The organism is Burkholderia sp. MSHR3999, from assembly GCF_000833595.1.
GTDB classification, from domain to species: Bacteria; Pseudomonadota; Gammaproteobacteria; order Burkholderiales; family Burkholderiaceae; genus Burkholderia; species Burkholderia ubonensis.
This window is the reverse complement of the sequence record NZ_JRFO01000002.1, coordinates 256,795-274,979: the sequence shown is the minus strand read 5'-3', so window position 1 is coordinate 274,979 and position 18,185 is coordinate 256,795. Positions and strand designations below refer to the sequence as shown.

Annotated in this window: 21 protein-coding genes; 15 read left to right on the top strand and 6 right to left on the bottom strand. The window is 68.5% G+C overall.

Annotation, left to right across the window (positions count from 1 at the left end; all coding sequences use genetic code 11):
* Positions 1-88: 88 nt before the first annotated feature.
* The gene (locus tag KY49_RS11955) at positions 89-625 is read right to left on the bottom strand and encodes a GbsR/MarR family transcriptional regulator (RefSeq protein WP_029226786.1); all 537 of its coding nucleotides are present in this window, start codon (positions 623-625) and stop codon (positions 89-91) included.
* Positions 626-786: 161 nt separating this feature from the next.
* Here KY49_RS11955 and fabV point away from each other — a divergent pair, with 161 nt between their 5' ends.
* Positions 787-1,989: an enoyl-ACP reductase FabV gene (gene fabV / locus KY49_RS11950; RefSeq protein WP_042584870.1), complete on the top strand. Its 1,203-nt coding sequence runs from the start codon at positions 787-789 to the stop codon at positions 1,987-1,989.
* Between the two features lie 109 nt (positions 1,990-2,098).
* Here the strand turns inward: fabV and KY49_RS11945 are convergent, their stop codons facing one another.
* A complete protein-coding gene (locus KY49_RS11945) occupies positions 2,099-2,677 on the bottom strand; it encodes a membrane protein (RefSeq protein ID WP_042584869.1) in 579 nt (192 codons plus the stop codon).
* A 69-nt stretch (positions 2,678-2,746) separates the two neighbouring features.
* Entirely contained in the window at positions 2,747-2,944 is a 198-nt protein-coding gene (locus KY49_RS37100) for a hypothetical protein (RefSeq protein ID WP_143134475.1), read from the bottom strand.
* A gap of 217 nt (positions 2,945-3,161) precedes the next feature.
* Between KY49_RS37100 and KY49_RS11940 the strand changes: the two genes are divergently transcribed.
* From KY49_RS11940 to KY49_RS11910, 7 genes are all read left to right on the top strand, one after another.
* The gene (locus KY49_RS11940; protein WP_042584868.1) at positions 3,162-3,647 is read left to right on the top strand and encodes an SRPBCC family protein; all 486 of its coding nucleotides are present in this window, start codon (positions 3,162-3,164) and stop codon (positions 3,645-3,647) included.
* Positions 3,648-3,692: 45 nt separating this feature from the next.
* A complete protein-coding gene (locus KY49_RS11935) occupies positions 3,693-4,160 on the top strand; it encodes an SRPBCC family protein (RefSeq protein WP_042584867.1) in 468 nt (155 codons plus the stop codon).
* 160 nt (positions 4,161-4,320) lie between these two features.
* Positions 4,321-4,959, top strand: a complete 639-nt coding sequence (locus KY49_RS11930; RefSeq protein WP_042584997.1) for a 2-hydroxychromene-2-carboxylate isomerase — start codon at positions 4,321-4,323, stop codon at positions 4,957-4,959.
* 144 nt (positions 4,960-5,103) lie between these two features.
* Positions 5,104-5,877: a CoA transferase subunit A gene (locus KY49_RS11925; RefSeq protein ID WP_042584866.1), complete on the top strand. Its 774-nt coding sequence runs from the start codon at positions 5,104-5,106 to the stop codon at positions 5,875-5,877.
* A gap of 37 nt (positions 5,878-5,914) precedes the next feature.
* Positions 5,915-6,622 (top strand): 3-oxoacid CoA-transferase subunit B, encoded by a 708-nt coding sequence (locus KY49_RS11920; protein ID WP_042584996.1) that lies wholly within the window; start codon positions 5,915-5,917, stop codon positions 6,620-6,622.
* Positions 6,619-7,257, top strand: coding sequence for a 2-hydroxychromene-2-carboxylate isomerase (locus KY49_RS11915; RefSeq protein WP_042584865.1), 639 nt, complete (start codon positions 6,619-6,621; stop codon positions 7,255-7,257). Before KY49_RS11920 ends, KY49_RS11915 begins: the two co-directional genes overlap by 4 nt.
* Positions 7,250-7,966, top strand: coding sequence for a Crp/Fnr family transcriptional regulator (locus tag KY49_RS11910; protein WP_010095063.1), 717 nt, complete (start codon positions 7,250-7,252; stop codon positions 7,964-7,966). The genes KY49_RS11915 and KY49_RS11910 overlap by 8 nt, the downstream gene beginning before the upstream one ends.
* 15 nt (positions 7,967-7,981) lie before the next feature.
* Here the strand turns inward: KY49_RS11910 and KY49_RS11905 are convergent, their stop codons facing one another.
* A complete protein-coding gene (locus KY49_RS11905) occupies positions 7,982-8,965 on the bottom strand; it encodes a LysR family transcriptional regulator (protein WP_052495645.1) in 984 nt (327 codons plus the stop codon).
* 101 nt (positions 8,966-9,066) lie between these two features.
* Between KY49_RS11905 and KY49_RS11900 the strand changes: the two genes are divergently transcribed.
* Positions 9,067-10,302: an MFS transporter gene (locus KY49_RS11900; RefSeq protein ID WP_042584995.1), complete on the top strand. Its 1,236-nt coding sequence runs from the start codon at positions 9,067-9,069 to the stop codon at positions 10,300-10,302.
* Positions 10,303-10,581: 279 nt separating this feature from the next.
* Positions 10,582-11,274: a phosphatase PAP2 family protein gene (locus KY49_RS11895; protein WP_042584863.1), complete on the top strand. Its 693-nt coding sequence runs from the start codon at positions 10,582-10,584 to the stop codon at positions 11,272-11,274.
* A 97-nt stretch (positions 11,275-11,371) separates the two neighbouring features.
* Here KY49_RS11895 and KY49_RS11890 read toward each other — a convergent pair whose 3' ends face one another.
* Entirely contained in the window at positions 11,372-12,442 is a 1,071-nt protein-coding gene (locus KY49_RS11890) for a rhodanese-like domain-containing protein (protein WP_042584862.1), read from the bottom strand.
* 116 nt (positions 12,443-12,558) lie between these two features.
* Positions 12,559-13,212, bottom strand: coding sequence for a peroxiredoxin (locus tag KY49_RS11885; protein WP_010099518.1), 654 nt, complete (start codon positions 13,210-13,212; stop codon positions 12,559-12,561).
* Positions 13,213-13,515: 303 nt separating this feature from the next.
* On the opposite strand from KY49_RS11885, the gene KY49_RS11880 reads away from it, so the two are divergent.
* The 5 genes from KY49_RS11880 to KY49_RS11855 all read left to right on the top strand — a co-directional run bounded on the left by KY49_RS11880 (position 13,516) and on the right by KY49_RS11855 (position 18,176).
* On the top strand, positions 13,516-13,728 hold the full coding sequence (locus KY49_RS11880) for a DUF1059 domain-containing protein (protein ID WP_042584861.1): 213 nt from the start codon (positions 13,516-13,518) through the stop codon (positions 13,726-13,728).
* Positions 13,729-14,228: 500 nt separating this feature from the next.
* On the top strand, positions 14,229-14,474 hold the full coding sequence (locus KY49_RS11870; RefSeq protein ID WP_059483050.1) for a hypothetical protein: 246 nt from the start codon (positions 14,229-14,231) through the stop codon (positions 14,472-14,474).
* A gap of 84 nt (positions 14,475-14,558) precedes the next feature.
* A complete protein-coding gene (locus tag KY49_RS11865) occupies positions 14,559-16,682 on the top strand; it encodes an Agd3-related carbohydrate deacetylase (protein WP_230380904.1) in 2,124 nt (707 codons plus the stop codon).
* Between the two features lie 163 nt (positions 16,683-16,845).
* Complete coding sequence (locus KY49_RS11860) at positions 16,846-17,277, top strand: GFA family protein (protein WP_042584859.1); 432 nt, start codon at positions 16,846-16,848, stop codon at positions 17,275-17,277.
* Positions 17,268-18,176 (top strand): HTH-type transcriptional regulator ArgP, encoded by a 909-nt coding sequence (locus tag KY49_RS11855; protein WP_042584858.1) that lies wholly within the window; start codon positions 17,268-17,270, stop codon positions 18,174-18,176. Before KY49_RS11860 ends, KY49_RS11855 begins: the two co-directional genes overlap by 10 nt.
* The last annotated feature ends 9 nt before the right edge of the window (positions 18,177-18,185 follow it).

The window sequence follows — 18,185 nt, the reverse complement described above, 5'->3', positions numbered from 1 at the left end:
CACATCGCTTTCATCCTCTACCTACAGTTATTTCTGTACAAACAGAAATTCACACTTCAAAAAAAGCGGGCTGCGCGCCCGCTCCGGCTTACTTCGACGACGGCTTGCGCCTGACGGTCTGGCTGATCTTCGCGCCGATGCCGAGCGCCTTCATCAACGTGTCCGGCTTGAGCCGCAGCATTTCGTCCGACCACGTCGTCAGCGTTTCGACGAACTGCAGTGTGTCGCGCAGGCGCTGCTCGGTCTCGCGGCTTTCGTCGGCGAGCTCCGGGCTCGTCAGGCAATCGCGCAGCACCGTGAGCGTCGGCTCGATCTCGCGCTGGCGACGCCCTTCGACGATCAGCTTGAACAGCTCCCAGATGTCGGTCGACGTCTCGAAGTGATCGCGCCGGTCGCCCATCACGTGCACCACCTTCGCGAGCCGCCACGCCTGCAGTTCCTTCAGGCTCGTGCTGACGTTCGAGCGCGCGACGTTGAGCGTCTCCGCGATCTCGTCCGCGGCAACCGGCCGGCCGAGCAGGTACAGCAGCGCGTGAATCTGCGCGACGGTGCGGTTGACGCCCCAGCGGGAGCCCATTTCGCCCCAGTGGAGGATGAATCGTTCGGCAATCGGTGTGAGTTCCATGTCGCGAAATTTAGGCGTTTCAGTTATTTCTGTCAAGAGAGAAATATCCGGCGGCGGGCCGGCGGGTTTTGGGGGAGCGCTTGCCGCGTCGGCCGCCGCTTCCTTTACAATGCGCGAACTTCGCCGTTTCCAGGCTTTCCGCTTTTACACAAGAGGGTTCCATGATCATCAAACCGCGCGTGCGTGGCTTCATCTGCGTGACGACTCATCCCGTCGGCTGCGAAGCCAACGTCAAGGAACAGATCGACTATGTGACTTCGCATGGCCCGATTGCCGGCGGCCCGAAAAAGGTGCTCGTGATCGGCGCATCGACCGGCTACGGCCTCGCCGCTCGCATCACGGCCGCGTTCGGCTCGGGCGCGGACACGCTCGGCGTGTTCTTCGAGCGCGCCGGCAGCGAAACGAAGCCCGGCACGGCCGGCTGGTACAACAGCGCGGCATTCGAGAAGTTCGCGGCCGCGAAGGGCCTGTATGCGCGCAGCATCAACGGCGACGCGTTCTCCGACGCGGTCAAGCAGGTCACGATCGACACCATCAAGCGCGACCTCGGCAAGGTCGACCTCGTCGTCTACAGCCTCGCCGCGCCGCGCCGCACGCATCCGAAGACGGGCGAGACGATCAGCTCGACGCTCAAGCCGATCGGCAAGGCGGTCAGCTTCCGCGGCCTCGACACCGACAAGGAAGTGATCCGCGAAACCGTGCTCGAGCCGGCGACGCAGGAAGAAATCGACGGCACTGTCGCGGTGATGGGCGGCGAGGACTGGCAGATGTGGATCGACGCGCTGCGCGAAGCCGGCGTGCTGGCCGACGGCGCGAAGACCACCGCGTTCACGTACCTCGGCGAGCAGATCACGCACGACATCTACTGGAACGGCTCGATCGGCGCCGCGAAGAAGGATCTCGACAAGAAGGTGCTCGCGATCCGCGACACGCTCTCCCCGACCGGCGGCGATGCGCGCGTGTCGGTGCTGAAGGCGGTCGTCACGCAGGCGAGCTCGGCGATCCCGATGATGCCGCTCTACCTGTCGCTGCTGTTCAAGGTCATGAAGGAACAGGGCACGCACGAGGGCTGCATCGAGCAGGTCTACGGGCTGCTCAAGGACAGCCTGTACGGCGCGACGCCGCACGTGGACGACGAAGGCCGCCTGCGCGCGGACTACAAGGAGCTCGATCCGCAGGTGCAGGCGAAGGTCGTCGCGCTGTGGGACCAGGTCACGAACGAGAACCTGTACGAGCTGACCGATTTCGCCGGCTACAAGACGGAGTTCCTGCGCCTGTTCGGCTTCGCGATCGCCGGCGTCGACTACGACGCGGACGTGAACCCGGACGTGCAGATTCCCGGCATCATCGAAGTGTCGGCCTGAGCCCCAGGCCGCATCACGCCCGTCGCACGCCGCGTGGCGCACGACGGGCCGCTTGACGCGCGGCGCGCTCAGCGCGCCGCGCCGTCCTCCAGATAGACGCCCGCCGACGTCACCGCACGTCGCGCGCCGCGTCCCAGAGATCGCGTGCGCCCAGCGACGCGTGCCACGCGTCGAACTGCGCGCGCCAGGATTCCAGCGGCTCGCCGAGCGAATGGCGCGGGTCGCCGCTCAGCGAGTACGCCATCCCTTCGATCAGCCATCTCGGCCGGGTGGCGACGGCCAAGTTGCCGAGCACTTCGGCCTGCCGGAAATGGATCAGTTCGTGCGCGAGATAGAAGCTTCGCCAGCCGCGCGGCGCGACCACCACACCGACATTCCCGACCGCTTCCGCCGCGCGCCGCCCGAGGCCGAACGCGTCGGCGCACGCTGGCGTCGCGCAGAACACCACGCGCGGCGCGGCGTGAAACTGGCCGGTGACGGCCGCCGCGCGCGCATAGCCGTCGCCGTACAGTTGCCGGGCTTCGCCGAGCTTTGACGCATCGTCGGTGCAGATGTCCGCGTCCGGGCACGTGACGCCCGGAATCAGCGCGGGCACGACGACGCGCAGCGGTTTCATGAACGCGAATGCCGCGATCGGGAGTGCGATCAGGAGACCGGTGACGGCGACGATGAGGTGTTTGCGTTTCATGGCGATGGGCGAAGGGGCGTCAACCTGACGACAGGTTTCAAGCGGACGGAGAAGCAAGACGGTACACCATCACGACGCACGCTGGACGATCAGGCGACGCACGCGCTTGCCGGAAGACCGGTTGGTTGCTTCCGTGTCTGAAACGACGGTCGCATTGCACATCGCTGCGGTGTTCCGGTATCGGCGGCACCATGCACGGCCGATGCGTTCGACGATGGCGCTGGCGCGGCAAGCGGAGCAGATCGCGGCCAGAGCAATGGCAGGCATGCCTCCCTGAGCGGCACGTTGGCGATCGACGCCTGGCGATTCGCGCGGCCCTGTCCTATATTTAGCCGCATGGCTAACCTTGATGCAGGCGTCAGCGACGTGTTCCGTGCGCTGTCGGAAGCGAACCAGTGGATCGCCGCGCAATGCGCGAGATAGGAAACGCGGTCCGACCGCATGGCCGAATTCGTCGAACGCCAACCTGCAGAGGAGCAAGCCGATGTCACCCGAACCCGCTGAACCCGCTGACACTCGCGACCTGGTCATCACCCGCGTCCTGCACGCGCCGCGCGCAGCGTTGTGGCGCGCGTGGACCGATCCCGAACTGCTGAAGGCGTGGTGGTGCCCGAAACCCTGGACCACCGAGGTGCGCGCGTTCGACCTGCGGCCGGGCGGCGCATTCCACACGTTCATGCGCGGCCCCGACGGCGGCACCAGCGACAACCCGGGCTGCTTCCTCGAGATCGCACCCGAAGCGCGCATCGTGTTCACGTCGATGCTCACCGGCGGCTGGCGGCCGCATACGCCGTGGCTCGGGTTCACCGCGATCGTCACGCTGAGCGACGACGCCGCGGGATGCCGCTACGAAGCCCGCGTGATGCATCCCGATGCCGCGACGCGCGACCGGCACGAGCAGCTCGGCTTCTTCGAAGGCTGGAATATCTGCATCACGCAGCTCGACGAACTGGCGGGCACGCTGCGCTGACGGCACGCGCGGCGTTCGATCGAACGTCCTTCCGGAGGGAGCGCCATGGCTCGCCTGAACTCGACCCGCGTCAGCCGGCATCTGAACGCGCCCCGCGCGAAGGTGTATCGCGCACTGCTCGATCCGCACGCGATCGAGCAGTGGAAAGCGCCCGACGGCATGACCTGCCGCGTGGATGCGTTCGATGCGCGCGAAGGCGGCGCGTTCCGCATCACGCTGACCTACGACGCACCGACCGGCGCCGGCAAGACGACCGCTCGCACCGACTCCTATCACGGCCGCTTCGTGACCCTTGTGCCGAATGAACTCGTCGTCGAGGTCGACGCATTCGAAACCGACGATCCCGCGCTGCGCGGCGCGATGACGATCACGATCACGCTGTCCGACGACGCCGGCGGCACGCGCATCGACGCGGTCCACGACGGCCTGCCGCCCGGCGTGCCGGCCGCCGACAACGAGACGGGCTGGCGCATGGCGCTGGCGAAGCTCGCGGCGCTGGTCGAGACCGGTTGAAGGTTGACGGTCGAACGCCGCGCGCCGCCGAGGATGCGCGAAACCCGCCCGCATGCGACACTGGACAGCATCCGCGACCGCCTCGACACGCCGTGCCTTCGTGCATTCGCGCCGCCGTCACCGGCGGCCGCCCCCCGCACACGCCTTGGAGAGCACCGCGATGAACACCGCGACCACCGCAACGTGGTATTTCGATTTCGTTTCGCCGTTCGCCTATCTGCAGCTGGAACAGTTCGAGCGCCTGCCGCCGACGCTGGCCATCGAACCGCGCCCGATCGTGCTCGGCGCGCTGCTCGCGCACTGGGGCCAAAAGGCGCCCGCCGAGATCGCGGCGAAGCGCGTCTTCACCTATCGTCACGCGCAGTATCGCGCCGACAAGCTCGGCATCCCGTTCCAGATGCCGCCCGCGCATCCGTTCAATCCGATCCGCCCGCTGCGGCTCGCGATCGCGATGGGCGGCTCGCTCGACGTGATCCGGCGCATCTTCCGCCATATCTGGTGCGACGGACATGACGTCGCGTCGCCGGAAGGCTTCGCCGCGCTGTGCGACGCCGTCGGCTTCCCCGAAGGCGTGAGCGCCGTCGATGCGCAGGACGTGAAGGACGCGCTGCGCGCGCATACCGACCACGCGATCGCGCACGGCGTGTTCGGCGTGCCGACCTTCGAATGGGATGGCGAACTGTTCTGGGGCGAGGATGCGACCGCGATGTTCGTCGATTGCGTCGCGTCGCGCGCGTGGCTCGATTCGCCCGAAGTGCGCCGCATCAGCGCGCTGCCGGACGGCATCCGGCGCGGTTGAGCCTGCGGGCCGGATGCGCTTCGCGACGTCCGCCCGATTCCGCCGCGCGCCGGCCAATCCCGCGCCGCAATTGTCATCCACAAGACAACTTCCGCCCGCCGCGCCGCCTACACTCGCGGCATCACAACCCGGGAGGAGACGCCGATGCGCTACGAGAACAAGGTGAGACCGGTCGACGACGCGCTGTCGCACGTGCGATCCGGCAGCCGCCTGATGCTCGGCGAATTCGTCGGCGCGGGCGAAGCCGCCGTCTGCATCGACGCGTTGCTGCGCCGCGACGTGAACGGACTGACGCTGATCGCCAACACGCCCGGCCTGCGCGGCGGCTTCCTCAAGGCGCGGCTGTTCGCGTCCGGCCAGCTCGCGGAATTCATCGGCACGCACGTCGGTACGACCGATGAGTCGACGCACGCGTACCTGACCGACGCGGTGCGCGTGACGGAGTTCTTCCCGATGGGCACCTGGGCCGAGAAGGTGCGCGCCGGCGCGATGGGCCTGGGCGGCGTGCTCGTGCCGGTCGGCGTCGGCATCCTCGACCAGCCGGGCATGTTCCCCGCCCTCGATGCGCCGAAGCGGAAGATCGAGATCGACGGCCGCACGTGCTTCGTCGAGCCGCCGCTCACCGCGGACGTGTCGATCATCAAGGGCTGGCGCGCCGACACGTTCGGCAACGTCGAGTTTCGCGGCACGTCGCTGCAGAACCAGCGCGACATCGCGATGGCGGGCCGCTACACGATCGTCGAAGTCAACGAGATCGTCGAGGTCGGCGCGATTCCGCCCGAGCGGGTCGGTTGTCCGGGCGTGTTCGTCGATGCGGTCGTGCAGGGGCTGACGCTCGACGAACAGCACGCGCTGTACCGCCGGCAATGGACGAAGCTCGGCCGGCTGCCGTGCGCCGACGACGCAACGCACGCCTGATCGACACGCCCCCGCACACGCCATGAAGGAGACCGCCATGCCCGCCCCCGCGCTGCCCACGCATCCGAAACAACGCATCGCCGCCCGCTGCGCGCAGGAATTGCGCGCGGGCGAAGTCGTCAACCTGGGGCTCGGCATCCCCACGCTGACCGCGAACTATCTCGACGCCGACGCCGGCGTGATCTTCCATACCGAGAACGGCGCGTTCGGCTTCGGCGGCCGGCCGTCGCTCGACGCGCTCGACAGCGACGTCACCAACGCCGGCTGCGAGCCGATCACGTTGCCGCCCGGCGCGGCGCTGATGGATCTCGCGACGTCGCTCGGCGCGATGCGCAACGGCTACATCGACGTCACGATCCTCGGCGCGCTGCAGGTCGACGCGCAGGGCAACCTCGCGAACTGGGCGTGCCGGCGCGACGGCAAATGGTGGCCCGGGATCGGCGGCGCGATGGACCTGTGCCACGGCACGCGCAAGGTGATCGCCGCGCTCCAGCACACCGACAAGCACGGCCGCCCGAAGATCCTGCCGCGCTGCACACTGCCGCTCACCGGCAGCGGCTGCGTGAAGGTGATCGTCACCGAGCATGCGGTGTTCGACGTGACGGACGACGGCCTGGTGCTGCGCGAAATCCTGTCGCATGCAACACTGGAGGACATCCGCGCCATGACCGGCGCGCCGTTCACGCTGGCGCCGACGCTGCACGCGCAGGCCGCGCCGGCAACCCCGGAAGGACTCGCGCGATGAGCCCCGAGCAAACCGCCACCTGGTATTTCGATTTCGGTTCGCCGTTCGCCTATCTGCAGCTCGAGCAGTTCGACCGGCTGCCGCGGACGCTGACCATCGAGCCGCGCCCGATCGTGCTCGGTGCGCTGCTGAAGCACTGCGGGCAAAAAGGCCCCACCGAGATCGCCGCCAAGCGCGGGTTCATCTACCGCTACGCGCATTACCGCGCCGGGCAGCTCGGCATCGCATACCGGATGCCGCCCGCGCATCCGTTCAATCCGATCAAGCCGCTGCGGCTCGCCATCGCGATGGGCGGCTCGCTCGATGCGATCCGGCGCATCTTCCGCCATATCTGGCGCGACGGGCATGACGTCGCGTCGCCGGAAGGCTTTGCCGCGCTGTGCGACGCCGTCGGCTACCCCGAAGGCGTGAGCGCCGTCGATGCGCAGGACGTGAAGGACGCGCTGCGCGCGCATACCGACCACGCGATCGCGCACGGCGTGTTCGGCGTGCCGACGTTCGAACTCGACGGCAACCTGTTCTGGGGCGAGGATTCGACCGCGATGTTCGTCGATTGCGTCGCGTCGCGCGCGTGGCTCGATTCGCCCGAAGTGCGCCGCATCAGCGCGCTGCCAGACGGCATCCGGCGTGACTGAGCCGCCCGTCCCCGGCGCCGGCCCCGCGCGCCCCGGCATCAGCCGCGCGCGGCTCGCGCATATCGCCGCGTGGTCGATCGAGCTGCCCGACGACGAGGCGGAGCGCGCCTGCGCGGGCATCGTCGAGAAGACGTTCGCGCGCGGCGCGTGCATCTGCCCGAAAAACACCGTGCTCGAAAGCTGGACCGGCGTCGTGACCGGCCTGATCAAGATCGGCACGGTGTCGCCGGAAGGGCGCAGCGTCACGTTCACCGGCGTGCCGGCCGGCGGCTGGTTCGGCGAGGGCACCGTGCTGAAGAACGAGCCTCGCCGCTACGACATCGTCGCGCTGCGCGATACGCGCATGGCCTTCATGGAACGGCCGACCTTCATGTGGCTCGTCGAGCACAGCGTCGCGTTCAACCGCTTCCTGGTCCGTCAGCTCAACGAACGGCTGTCGCATTTCATGGCGCTGCTCGAATACGACCGGCTGCTCGATGCGACGCCGCGGCTCGCGCGCTGCCTCGCGTCGCTGTTCAATCCGGTGCTGTATCCGGGCGGCGGCGATCATCTCGACATCACGCAGGAAGAGCTCGGCCTGCTGTCCGGCATCACGCGGCAGGTCGCGAACCAGTCGCTGAAGACGCTGCAGAAGGAAGGGCTCGTGCGGCTCGAATACGGCGGGATCACCGTCGTCGATCTCGCGCGCTTGCGTTGCTACGGCGCGTGATGCGCGCCGGGCGCGTTACCCGTCGTGCCCTTCGACCAGCCCCGGCACCGCCTCCCGCATCAGCGCGGCGAACCGCACGAGCCGCGACGGATAGAACTGCGCATACGGATAGGTCAGGTAAACCGGCAGCGGCGCAGCCTCCCATTGCGGCGCGAGGTGCACGAGGCGCCCGTGCGCCAGGTCGTCCGCCAGCAGCCACGACGAGCCGACGCACGCGCCGATGCCCAGCAGCGCGGCGCTGCGCAGCGCATACAGGTTCGCGGTGCTGATGCGCGGCCGGATCGCGATGCGCCGCGTCTCGCCCGTGACCGCATGCGTGAGCGCCAGTTCGTTGCGATAGTAAGTGCTCAGCGACAGCCACGGCAGCGCGGCGAGCGCGTCGGGCTCGGCCGGCACGGGGGCGCCGTTCAGCACCGACGGCGCGGCGACCACGAAGCGCGGCACCTTCGACAGCCGGATCGCGACGACGCCCGGATCGGTCGGCTCGCCGACCTGGATCGCGCAGTCGATGCCGCTGCCGATGAAATCCCGCACCTCGTCCTGCAGCAGCCACTCCACCGACACGCGCGGATAGTCGCGCAGGAACCCCGCCAGCGGCCCGACGAAGCGCTCCTGCCCGAACGCGTGCGGCACCGCGACCCGCAGCAGCCCCTCGGGCTCCTCCTGCGCGCCGCGCAGGTCGGCTTCGAACGCCGCCCAGCTCGCCAGCAGCTCCTTCGCGCGCTTGAAGCAGCGCTCGCCGTCGACGGTCAGCCGCATCGTGTGCGTCGTGCGCTGCAGCAGCCGCACGCCGAGCGAGCGCTCGAGCGCCTGCAGCCGGCGGCTGATCGTCGGCTGGGTCGTGTTCAGTTGCGCGGCGGCGGCCGACAGGCTGCCCGATTCGACTATGCGCACGAAGGTTTCCATCAGCTCGAAGCGATAGCCGGCGCCCTCCACCGGAACCGTGCGGTGACGCGCAGACCCGCCAGCAGCGGCCTTGACAGGGGATTTCTCTTTCATACGCGGAACGTATAACAAATCTGCGCCGCACGCTACTACCGTCGCCCGCGCCGCGCCGGCACACTCGCGTCCATTCCTTCACCCGACACAGGATGCCGATCATGTCCACCCCGACGAACCTCGACGCCGCGGCCCGCGCGCCGCTTGCCCCGCCGCACGCGGCCACCGCCGCCACGCCGCTCGACGGCCGCCTCGTGCTGCTGCTCGCCGCCGCGGCCGGCCTCGCGGTCGCCCCGCTCTACTACAGCCAGCCGATGCTCGGCGTGCTCGGGCCCGATCTCGGCGCGTCCGAGCGCGCGGTCGGCCTCGTGCCGACGCTGACGCAGCTCGGCTATGCGCTCGGCATCCTGCTGCTCGCGCCGCTCGGCGACCGGTTCGACCGCCGCCGCGTGATCGTGACCAAGGCGGCCGCGCTGGTCGGCGCGCTGCTGCTGGCCGCGGCCGCGCCGTCGATCGGCCTGCTGCTGGCCGCGAGCTTCGCGATCGGCCTGTCCGCGACGATGGCGCAGGACGTCGTGCCGGCGGCGGCCACGCTCGCGCACGACGCGCATCGCGGCCGCACGGTCGGCACCGTGATGACCGGCCTGCTGATGGGCATCCTGCTGTCGCGGGTGGTCAGCGGCTTCGTCGCCGAGAACCTCGGCTGGCGCACGATGTTCGTGATCGCCGCCGCGAGCGTCGCGGCGATCGGCGTCGTGGCCGCGCGCGGCCTGCCGCGCTTCGAACCGACGACGCGCCTGCCGTATCGTGCGCTGATGGGCTCGCTCGGCGAGCTGTGGCGCCGCCATCCCGCGCTGCGGCGCGCGGCGCTGGCGCAAGGCCTGCTGTCGGTCGGCTTCAGCGCGTTCTGGTCGACGCTCGCGGTGATGCTGCACGGCGCGCCGTTCCATCTCGGCAGCGCGGCAGCCGGCGCATTCGGCCTCGCAGGCGCGGCCGGCGCACTGGCCGCGCCGGTCGCCGGCCGGCTCGCCGACCGTCATGGGCCGGAGCGGATCACGCGGCTCGGCATCGGCATCGCCACGCTGTCGTTCGCGGTCATGGGGCTCGCGCCGCTGCTGTCGGCGCACGCGCAGCTCGCACTGCTCGCGGCGGGCACGATCGGCTTCGACCTCGGCGTGCAGGCGACGCTGATCGCGCACCAGTCGATCGTGTACCGCATCGATCCCGCGTCGCGCAGCCGCCTCAACGCGGTGCTGTTCGTCGGCATGTTCATCGGCATGGCGGCCGGCGCCGCGATCGGCAGCCAACTGCTCGCGCAGTTCGGCTGGACCGCGGTGCTCGCGCTCGCCGTCGCGGCGTCGCTCGCGGCATTCGTCACGCGGATCTGGCGGCGCTGACGCGGCACATTGCGCACCGGGCGGGCACGCGTGTCGTGCCCGCCCTTTTTTTCGTGCGACTGCCCCGATGCGCGCGTGCGATGCTGCGATGCAATGCGCAGACCAATCGGTTCAATTTTTTTTCCAGTTCACCGAAATATTTTTCAGAATTCCGCATCCGGCCCCTTTGTCGAAAGGCCTGTTTCATCAGGGGATTCCCGGTATTTTTTCGCATTTTCTTCGCAATTCCGGGTGGACATACTTGCCACCCCGTGGCGCTTGCGCCGAGAACTGCCGAACATGAACAGCTTCGATACCGCCATCCAGCTCTACCTCACCCGGATCACGCTCAGCCCGCTGCTGAATCATGCGATCCGCGTCGTCGCCGGCCTGTACACGTTCAAGGGCTTCGTGCTCGTTCCCGTGCTGTGCTGGCTGTGGTTCCAGCCGGGCCCGCACAGCGAGCGGCGGCGGGAGATGATCGTCGCGACGATCGCGAGCGGCCTCGTCGCGCTCGCGGCCGGCCGACTGCTCGCGAAGACCCTGCCGTTCCGCCTGCGGCCGATCTACAACCCGGAACTGCACCTGCACTTTCCGTCCTCGGAACTGCGCGCGGCGACGCTGCAGACGTGGAGTTCGTTTCCGAGCGACCACGCGATGCTGTGGATGGCGATCTCGGCCGGCATCTTCCTGATGTCGCGCCGCGTCGGCGTGCTCGCGCTGCTGTATACGATCGTGTTCATCTGCGTGCCGCGCGCGTATCTCGGCTTTCACTATCCGACCGACCTGCTGGCGGGCGCCGCGATCGGCGTCGCGATCACGTGGCTGATGACGCGCGACGCGATCCGCGCGCACTATGCGCCGCCGGTGCTGCGGCTGATCGGGCGCTTTCCGGCGCCGGCGTACACGCTTGCGTTCCTGCTGTGCTTCGAGCTGATCACGCAGTTCGACGAACTGCTGACGCTCGCGCTGTCGGCCAGGCACACGCTGTAATCGGAGGGCGTCGCGATGCTGCCGCTGCTGCTGTCACGTCGAACCACCGCGCGCTGCCGGCCGCTCGCGCCGGCGTCCCGCGATGCGGCCGCCGGCGCTAAAGCCGGCCGTTCACGACCGCGCGCCCGTCGGCGCGCCAGCGCAGCATGCCGCCGCCGAGATTCGCGATCGCGTCGAACCCCGCCTGCCGCAGGATCACGGTCGCCTGCGCGGACCGTCCGCCCGCGCGGCACACGGTCACGATCGGCCGGTCGCGCCTGAGCTCGGCCGCGCGCGCGGCCAGTTCTCCGAGCGGAATCGGCGTCGCGTCCGGAATGTGCCCGAGCGGCCCGGTGAATTCGGCGGGCTCGCGCACGTCGACGACCTGCACCGCGTTCAGATGATCTTCCAGCCACTGCGGATCGATTTCCCAGAAGCCGGCGAACGTATAGACGAGCGGCGCCCAGCCGGGCTCGTCCTGGCGCTCCGGCGCGCCCGCCGCGATCCCGCATTTCAGGTTCGCGGGCACCGCGACGTCGATCTGGCGCGGGTGCGGCAGCCCGAGGTTCGTCATGTAGCCGGCGAAATCGTCCTCGCTGAGATCGCCGCCGAGACGCGGATTGAAGCGCCGCTCCTCGCCGACGCTCGTCACGCTCAGCCCGCGGTAGTCGTGCGCCGGGTACAGCAGGCAGCTTTCCGGCAGCGTGAAGAGCCGGCCGTGCACCGCGCGATACATCGCGCGCGGGTCGCCCTGCTGGAAATCGGTGCGGCCGGTGCCGCGGATCAGCAGGCAATCGCCGGTGAACGCCATCGATTCGTCGTCGAGCACGAGGCTGATGCAGCCGTTCGTGTGGCCCGGCGTCGCGCGCACGGTCAGGTAGCGCCCGCCGAACGCACAATGGTCGCCGTCGCGCAGATAGCGGTCCGCGCCCGCCGCGCCGCTCGCCGCGGAAATGGCGATGGCGCTGCCGGTGCGCTGCTTCAGCAGCCACGCGCCCGTCACGTGATCGGCGTGCACGTGCGTGTCGATCGTCGCGCCGAGCCGCAGGCCGAGTTCGTCGATCAGCGCCGCATCGCGGCGCACCTGCTCGAACACCGGATCGATCAGCACCGCTTCCCGGGACGCGCGATCGGCCAGCAGGTACGTATAGGTAGACGATTGTTGATCGAAGAGTTGCCGGAAGATCATCACGATGTCGCTCCGCCTCCTGCCCTGCCGCCTTTCCCGGCGTCGCGCGCCGCGCCGCCCCCGCCCACGCGGTCGGCCGCCACGCGGGGCGAGCCGATCCGCATCCCGTCATGCCGTCAACGCGGCTGCGTGACGTACCGCAGATACGGCTTCAGGGTCCTGAAGCCCTGCGGGTATTTCTTCTTCGCGTCGTCGTCCGACACCGACGTCGGGATGATGACGTCGTCGCCCGGCTTCCAGTTCACCGGCGTCGCGACCGTGTGCTGCGCATTCAGCTGCAGCGAATCGAGCAGCCGCAACACCTCGTCGAAATTGCGCCCCGCGCTCATCGGGTAGACCAGCATCGCCTTGACCTTCTTGTCCGGCCCGATGATGAACACCGAGCGCACCGTCGCGTTGTCGACCGCGGTGCGCGGCCCGCCGCTCGCGTTCGGGTGGATCATGTCGTACAGCTTCGCGACCACCAGGTTGTCGTCGCCGATCATCGGATAGTTGATCGCGTGCCCCTGCGTCTCCTCGATGTCCTTCACCCACCGCTGGTGATCGCTGACGGGGTCGACCGAGAGCCCGATGATCTTCGTGTTGCGCTTGTCGAATTCCGGCTTGAGCCCGGCCATGTAGCCGAGTTCGGTCGTGCACACCGGCGTGAAATCCTTCGGATGCGAGAACAGGATCGCCCAGTGGTCGCCGATCCACTCGTGAAAGCGGATCGTGCCCTCGGTGGTCTCGGCCGTGAAATCGGGCGCTTCTTCTCCTAGTCGAATCGACATTTCGTCCTCCATGAAATGGAACCCTCGAAATCCTCATGACGCGCGCGGGACGCAGGCAGGCACGCGCCGCGTCCCGCGCGCGCTTATAGCGTAGGTCAAATTGCGCGCGTCACGGGCGGCGCCGCGCAGCGCGCGGCCGCAAAGTGTCCGATCCCGCATGCGAGCGCCGCGGCGCCGAACCGCCGCGTTGCGCCGCCTATACTTTTTTCATCGATTCCCCGAACGTGACGCACGCGCCGCGTCGCGGCGCACCGGCGGTCGCGCAACGGCCCGGCCGGGCCCCCTTCCTGCAAGGAGAACATCATGCCTCGCCGCTATATCGATTGCCGCGAGTTTCCCAGTGCGACGCACTGCTCGGTCGCGATCTCCGCCGATTCCGACAGCGAACTGCTGGAGGCCGCGGTTCAGCACGCGGTCGCGGTGCACCAGCACGCCGACACGCCCGAGCTGCGCACGCAACTGCGGACGCTGTTCCGCGACGGCACGCCGCCCGCCGAAACACCCCGGCAGCCATGACCGGCGCACGCGCTTGACCCCGCCGCCCCTGCGTCGGCCGCTACCTCCCCCGCATCGCCTTCCCTTCGCCCCCGCCGCGCCGGCGTCCCCGCCGGCCGGCGCGGTCATCGCCGGCCCGCGCATCCGCACCTCCGTTCCCCGCGTCGATCACGCGTGAAACGTTTTTCCGGCGTTGCAGCGTGGCGCGCGCGTCAGGAAAACAAATTCGCCCATCGAATCATCACGTTAGTACCCATGGCACAGCGTTCGCTTACAACAGGAAGCAGGTTCGCATGTGCGCGACATCGGCGCGCGCACGCCGGCGCGGTCGCGCCCACAGGAACACGGCGGCGTCGCCGACGCCGCGCCGGAACAGGCCGCTGCCCTGTCCGCGCGTTCCGTTTCGTTGAACCTGACACGTCCCGTGAGCGCCGATCGGCGCCGGCACGCCAGCCAAGCCGGCGGACGGGAAGTCAATTTTGCAACGTCTCGAACGACGCCAGTCGCTTCAGGAGGACACCATGAAAGTGCGAGGAAAGAACGAATCGCTGCGCGTGTGGCGCGCGGTGCTGACCGGTCTTTGCGCGAGCGCCGTCGCGTTCGCCGCGCTCAGCTCGCCGGCAGCGTTTGCCGCCGGCAAGGGGCCACGCCACATCGGTCACGGCTCCCTGCCCGTGAAAGGAAGCATCCCCGCCAAGTTCCCGAAGCTTCCGACCGGCCCGCATCCGAGCGAGGCGAAGAGCAAGGTCACCCCGAAACCACTGTAGGCATCGCGCTGAAGTCGTTGTCGGGAAAGGTTTCATCCATTCGATCACTGAGGCGAGAGGTATGCCATGAGTGCGATACGAACGTTGTTCCGATCCTCCGGGCCAATCGCGCGCGGGCTGGCCGCGGCCGGGCTCTGCGCCGCGGCGCAGGTCGTCCACGCCGTCCCGGCGGACGCGCAAATCGACCTGAAGGTGCTGGTGCTCGCCAGCCAGCAGGCCGGCAACTCGCCCGAGCTGCAGGCGACGCAGTCGATCCTCGACCGGCTGGGCGTGCCGTACTCGATCTACAACTACGACACCAACAATCCGACGCTGCCGCCGCTCGAAGCCGGCGACCACGCGATGTACCAGGGCATCATCATGCCGATCAGCGACGCCCGCTACATGAACCCGTTCTCCGGCGGCGCGCTCGCGACCACGCTCGCGCGCTACCAGTTCAAGTACAACGTGCGGCTCGCGAGCGTCTACACGTGGCCGGGCGATACCGGCTGCATGCAGTACGTCGGCTTCCGGGATACGTCGTCGTCACCGCTCGACACGACGCTGACGGCCACCGGCAAGACGCTGTTCCCGTACATGAACGCCGGTACGAGCACGACCAATCCGCTGACGGTGCAGAACGCGTGGACGTACTTCATGTCGCCCGCGAGCCCGCTGCCGGCCGGCACGACCACGACGACGCAGATCCAGGCCACGGCGTCGAACGGCACCACCTATTCGGTCGCATCGACCTGCCTGTTCGGCAACACGACGCCGCTCGCGGGCGACAGCACGTCGCGCGAGATCATGGCGGTGTCGTTCGACAACAACCCGTACCTGATGCATTCGATGACGCTGTCATACGGCCTCGTCAACTGGGTCACGCGCGGGCTGTTCGTCGGCGTGCGGCACGTGTACATGGATCCGCAGGTCGACGATCTCGGCATCCCGGACGAGATCTACCCGTATGCGCAGTCGGACTCCACGGGCAACTGGTACGACGTGAGGACCGGCCAGACGACCAGCACGAGCCCCCCCGGCCAGTGCCCGCTCGGCAACCCCGTCGGCTCGACGGACCCGAACACGGGCACGACCGCGTGCGAATACCGGATGATCGGCGCCGACTTCGACAACACGATGGGCTGGCAGGACAACGCCAACGCCAACACCGCCAACGCGGGCGCGCTGAAGTTCACGATGGCGTTCAACGGATCGGGCTTCGGCACCGCTTATGGCGGCCAAGGGTTCTACCCGACGACGGGCACCGACACGCTGTCGGTCGAGACGAACGCGAACGAGTTCGAGTTCAAGTGGATCACGCATACGTACGACCACATACTGCTCGATCCGCCGTTCACGACGTCGGCCTCGCAGGTCACGACCGAATTGCAGAACAACGACAACGTCGCGCAGACGTTCGGCTTCGAGCGCTACAACAGGACCGTGATCGTCACGCCGGAAATCTCCGGGCTCTACAACGCGACGACGCTCGGCGCGCTGCGGCAGTTCGGGATCACGGTGCTCGTGTCCGATTCGTCGAAACCGACGCCGCCGGTCGGCACGCCCGGCTGCCCGACCAACAACAACGGCGTCGCGTGGCCGCTGCCGCCGTACAACGCGGGCAAGGTCAACTGCGTGAACCCGAACATCTTCGAGATCCCGCGCTATGCGACCGCGCTGTTCTACAACGTGTCGCAGCCGGCGGAATGGGTCGCCGAATACAACTACTTCTACGGCGCGAACGGGATCGATCCGACGCGGTGGGGCACCGACCAGACCTATCCGCAAGTGCTCGACCACGTGTCCGACACGCTGGTGTCCTACCTGCTCACGTATGACCTGCGGCCGCTGATGTTCCACCAGTCGAACCTGCGGATGTACAGCGGCACGAGCTTCCTGCTCGGCGACCTGCTGAACGCGGTGCTGACGAAGTACAACAAGTACTACAAGGGCCTGCCGATCCGCAGCCCGTACCTGTCCGACGCCGGCACGCTCGCGAAGCAGCGGCTCGTGTTCAACTCGTCGAACGTGGCCGCCACGCTGAAGCCCGGCGTGTCGATCACGCTCAGCGCATCGCGCAGCGACGGACAATCGGTCGTGGTGCCGGTCACCGGCGTCACGTTCGGCACCGTGCACGAAACGTACGGCGGCCAGAGCAATTCCACGATCACGCTGCTCCCGTCGACCAGCTATACGACGCAGATCACGCCGGCGCCCGCGTGGCAATAGCCTGCCAGGCATACCGTTTCACGGAGGACGCCCGCCGCAAGGCGGGCGTTTTTTATCCACAGCCTGAGCACCGACCTGCGTCATGGGACCACTCGCAAATCTGTGAAACAATCCCGCTTCCCCTTTCAACCAGAATCCGGCGACTCAGCCAAGGAGCCGATCGATGATCACCTCGGGAAGCCGTCACTGCGGCAACATCTCCTTCGCGCTCGACTGGCGCGACGCCGCGCCTCGCATCACCGCGCGTTCGTGTGCCTGTTCGTTTTGCCGCAAGCATGGCAGCGCCTGGACTTCCTGTCCGGTCGGCGCGCTCGAAATCACCGTGAAGGACCCGGCGCAGGTCAGCGACTATGCGTTCGGCACGCGCACGGCTCGATATCACGTGTGCCGCGCGTGCGGCATCGTGCCGGTCGTGACGAGCGAAGTGGACGGCCGGCTCTACGGGGTCGTCAAAGTCAACACGTTCGATGGGGTCGACGCCGCGCGCGTCGAGCGGGCCGCGGCCGCGTCCTTCGATGGGGAGGGCACGGATGAGCGGCTCGCGCGCCGCAAGCGCAACTGGATACCGGACGTCGTGTTCCGCGAATGTCGCTGACGATCGATCCGAAGCAGGCCGCCGCGCTGCTGGCCGTCGCCGACACCGGCAGCTTCGAGCAGGCGGCGCTGCGCCTGCACGTGACCGCGTCCGCCGTCACGCAGCGGGTGCGCGCGCTGGAGGCGAGCCTCGGCACGCCGCTCGTGCTTCGCACGCGGCCGTGCCGGCCGACCGTCGCCGGGCAGCGCGTGCTGCAGCACCTGCGCCGCGTCGCGCTGTTGCAGGCCGACCTGCAGAGCGCGCTCGCGGTCGAGCGCGAATCGCCGATCTCCGTCACGATCGCGCTCAATTCCGACAGCCTCGGCACCTGGTTCCTGCCCGCGCTGACGTCGGTGCTCGCCGGCGAGCGCATCCTGTTCGAGCTGATCGTCGAGGACCAGGACCATACGTTCGCGCTGCTCGAAAGCGGGATGGCGGTCGGCTGCGTGACGACCGAGCCGAAGCCGATGCGCGGCTGCGTCGCGACGCCGCTCGGCACGATGCGCTACCGGCTGCTCGCCGCGTCCGCGTTCGCCGCGCGCTGGTTCCCGCGCGGCCTCAATCGCGCGAGCGCGCGCCGCGCGCCGGTCGTCGCGTATTCGCGGCGCGACACGCTGCAATCGTCGTTTCTGGAAGAAAAGTTCGGGCTGCCCGTCGGCGCATACCCGTGCCACTACGTGCCGGGCACGCACGCGCATTTCGCGGCGGTAAAGCACGGGCTCGGCTATGCGATGGTGCCGGCGCCGCTGCTCGGCGACACGCCGCTCGACGCGCAGGGCCTCGTCGATCTCGCGCCCGCGCATCCGACCGACGTCACGCTGTACTGGCACGCGTGGACCGTGCAGTCGCCGGCGATGGCGTCGTTGTCCGCGCGCGTCGTCGAAGCGGCGCGGCGGCTGCTCGCGCCGCTCGCGCGCTGATCGCCCGGA

Coding starts and splice junctions, on each gene's coding strand:
- KY49_RS11955 (WP_029226786.1), bottom strand. CDS start 625: ATGGAACTCACACCGATTGCCGAACGATTCATCCTCCACTGGGGCGAA.
- fabV (WP_042584870.1), top strand. CDS start 787: ATGATCATCAAACCGCGCGTGCGTGGCTTCATCTGCGTGACGACTCAT.
- KY49_RS11945 (WP_042584869.1), bottom strand. CDS start 2,677: ATGAAACGCAAACACCTCATCGTCGCCGTCACCGGTCTCCTGATCGCA.
- KY49_RS37100 (WP_143134475.1), bottom strand. CDS start 2,944: ATGCCTGCCATTGCTCTGGCCGCGATCTGCTCCGCTTGCCGCGCCAGC.
- KY49_RS11940 (WP_042584868.1), top strand. CDS start 3,162: ATGTCACCCGAACCCGCTGAACCCGCTGACACTCGCGACCTGGTCATC.
- KY49_RS11935 (WP_042584867.1), top strand. CDS start 3,693: ATGGCTCGCCTGAACTCGACCCGCGTCAGCCGGCATCTGAACGCGCCC.
- KY49_RS11930 (WP_042584997.1), top strand. CDS start 4,321: ATGAACACCGCGACCACCGCAACGTGGTATTTCGATTTCGTTTCGCCG.
- KY49_RS11925 (WP_042584866.1), top strand. CDS start 5,104: ATGCGCTACGAGAACAAGGTGAGACCGGTCGACGACGCGCTGTCGCAC.
- KY49_RS11920 (WP_042584996.1), top strand. CDS start 5,915: ATGCCCGCCCCCGCGCTGCCCACGCATCCGAAACAACGCATCGCCGCC.
- KY49_RS11915 (WP_042584865.1), top strand. CDS start 6,619: ATGAGCCCCGAGCAAACCGCCACCTGGTATTTCGATTTCGGTTCGCCG.
- KY49_RS11905 (WP_052495645.1), bottom strand. CDS start 8,965: ATGAAAGAGAAATCCCCTGTCAAGGCCGCTGCTGGCGGGTCTGCGCGT.
- KY49_RS11900 (WP_042584995.1), top strand. CDS start 9,067: ATGTCCACCCCGACGAACCTCGACGCCGCGGCCCGCGCGCCGCTTGCC.
- KY49_RS11895 (WP_042584863.1), top strand. CDS start 10,582: ATGAACAGCTTCGATACCGCCATCCAGCTCTACCTCACCCGGATCACG.
- KY49_RS11890 (WP_042584862.1), bottom strand. CDS start 12,442: ATGATCTTCCGGCAACTCTTCGATCAACAATCGTCTACCTATACGTAC.
- KY49_RS11885 (WP_010099518.1), bottom strand. CDS start 13,212: ATGTCGATTCGACTAGGAGAAGAAGCGCCCGATTTCACGGCCGAGACC.
- KY49_RS11880 (WP_042584861.1), top strand. CDS start 13,516: ATGCCTCGCCGCTATATCGATTGCCGCGAGTTTCCCAGTGCGACGCAC.
- KY49_RS11870 (WP_059483050.1), top strand. CDS start 14,229: ATGAAAGTGCGAGGAAAGAACGAATCGCTGCGCGTGTGGCGCGCGGTG.
- KY49_RS11860 (WP_042584859.1), top strand. CDS start 16,846: ATGATCACCTCGGGAAGCCGTCACTGCGGCAACATCTCCTTCGCGCTC.
- KY49_RS11855 (WP_042584858.1), top strand. CDS start 17,268: ATGTCGCTGACGATCGATCCGAAGCAGGCCGCCGCGCTGCTGGCCGTC.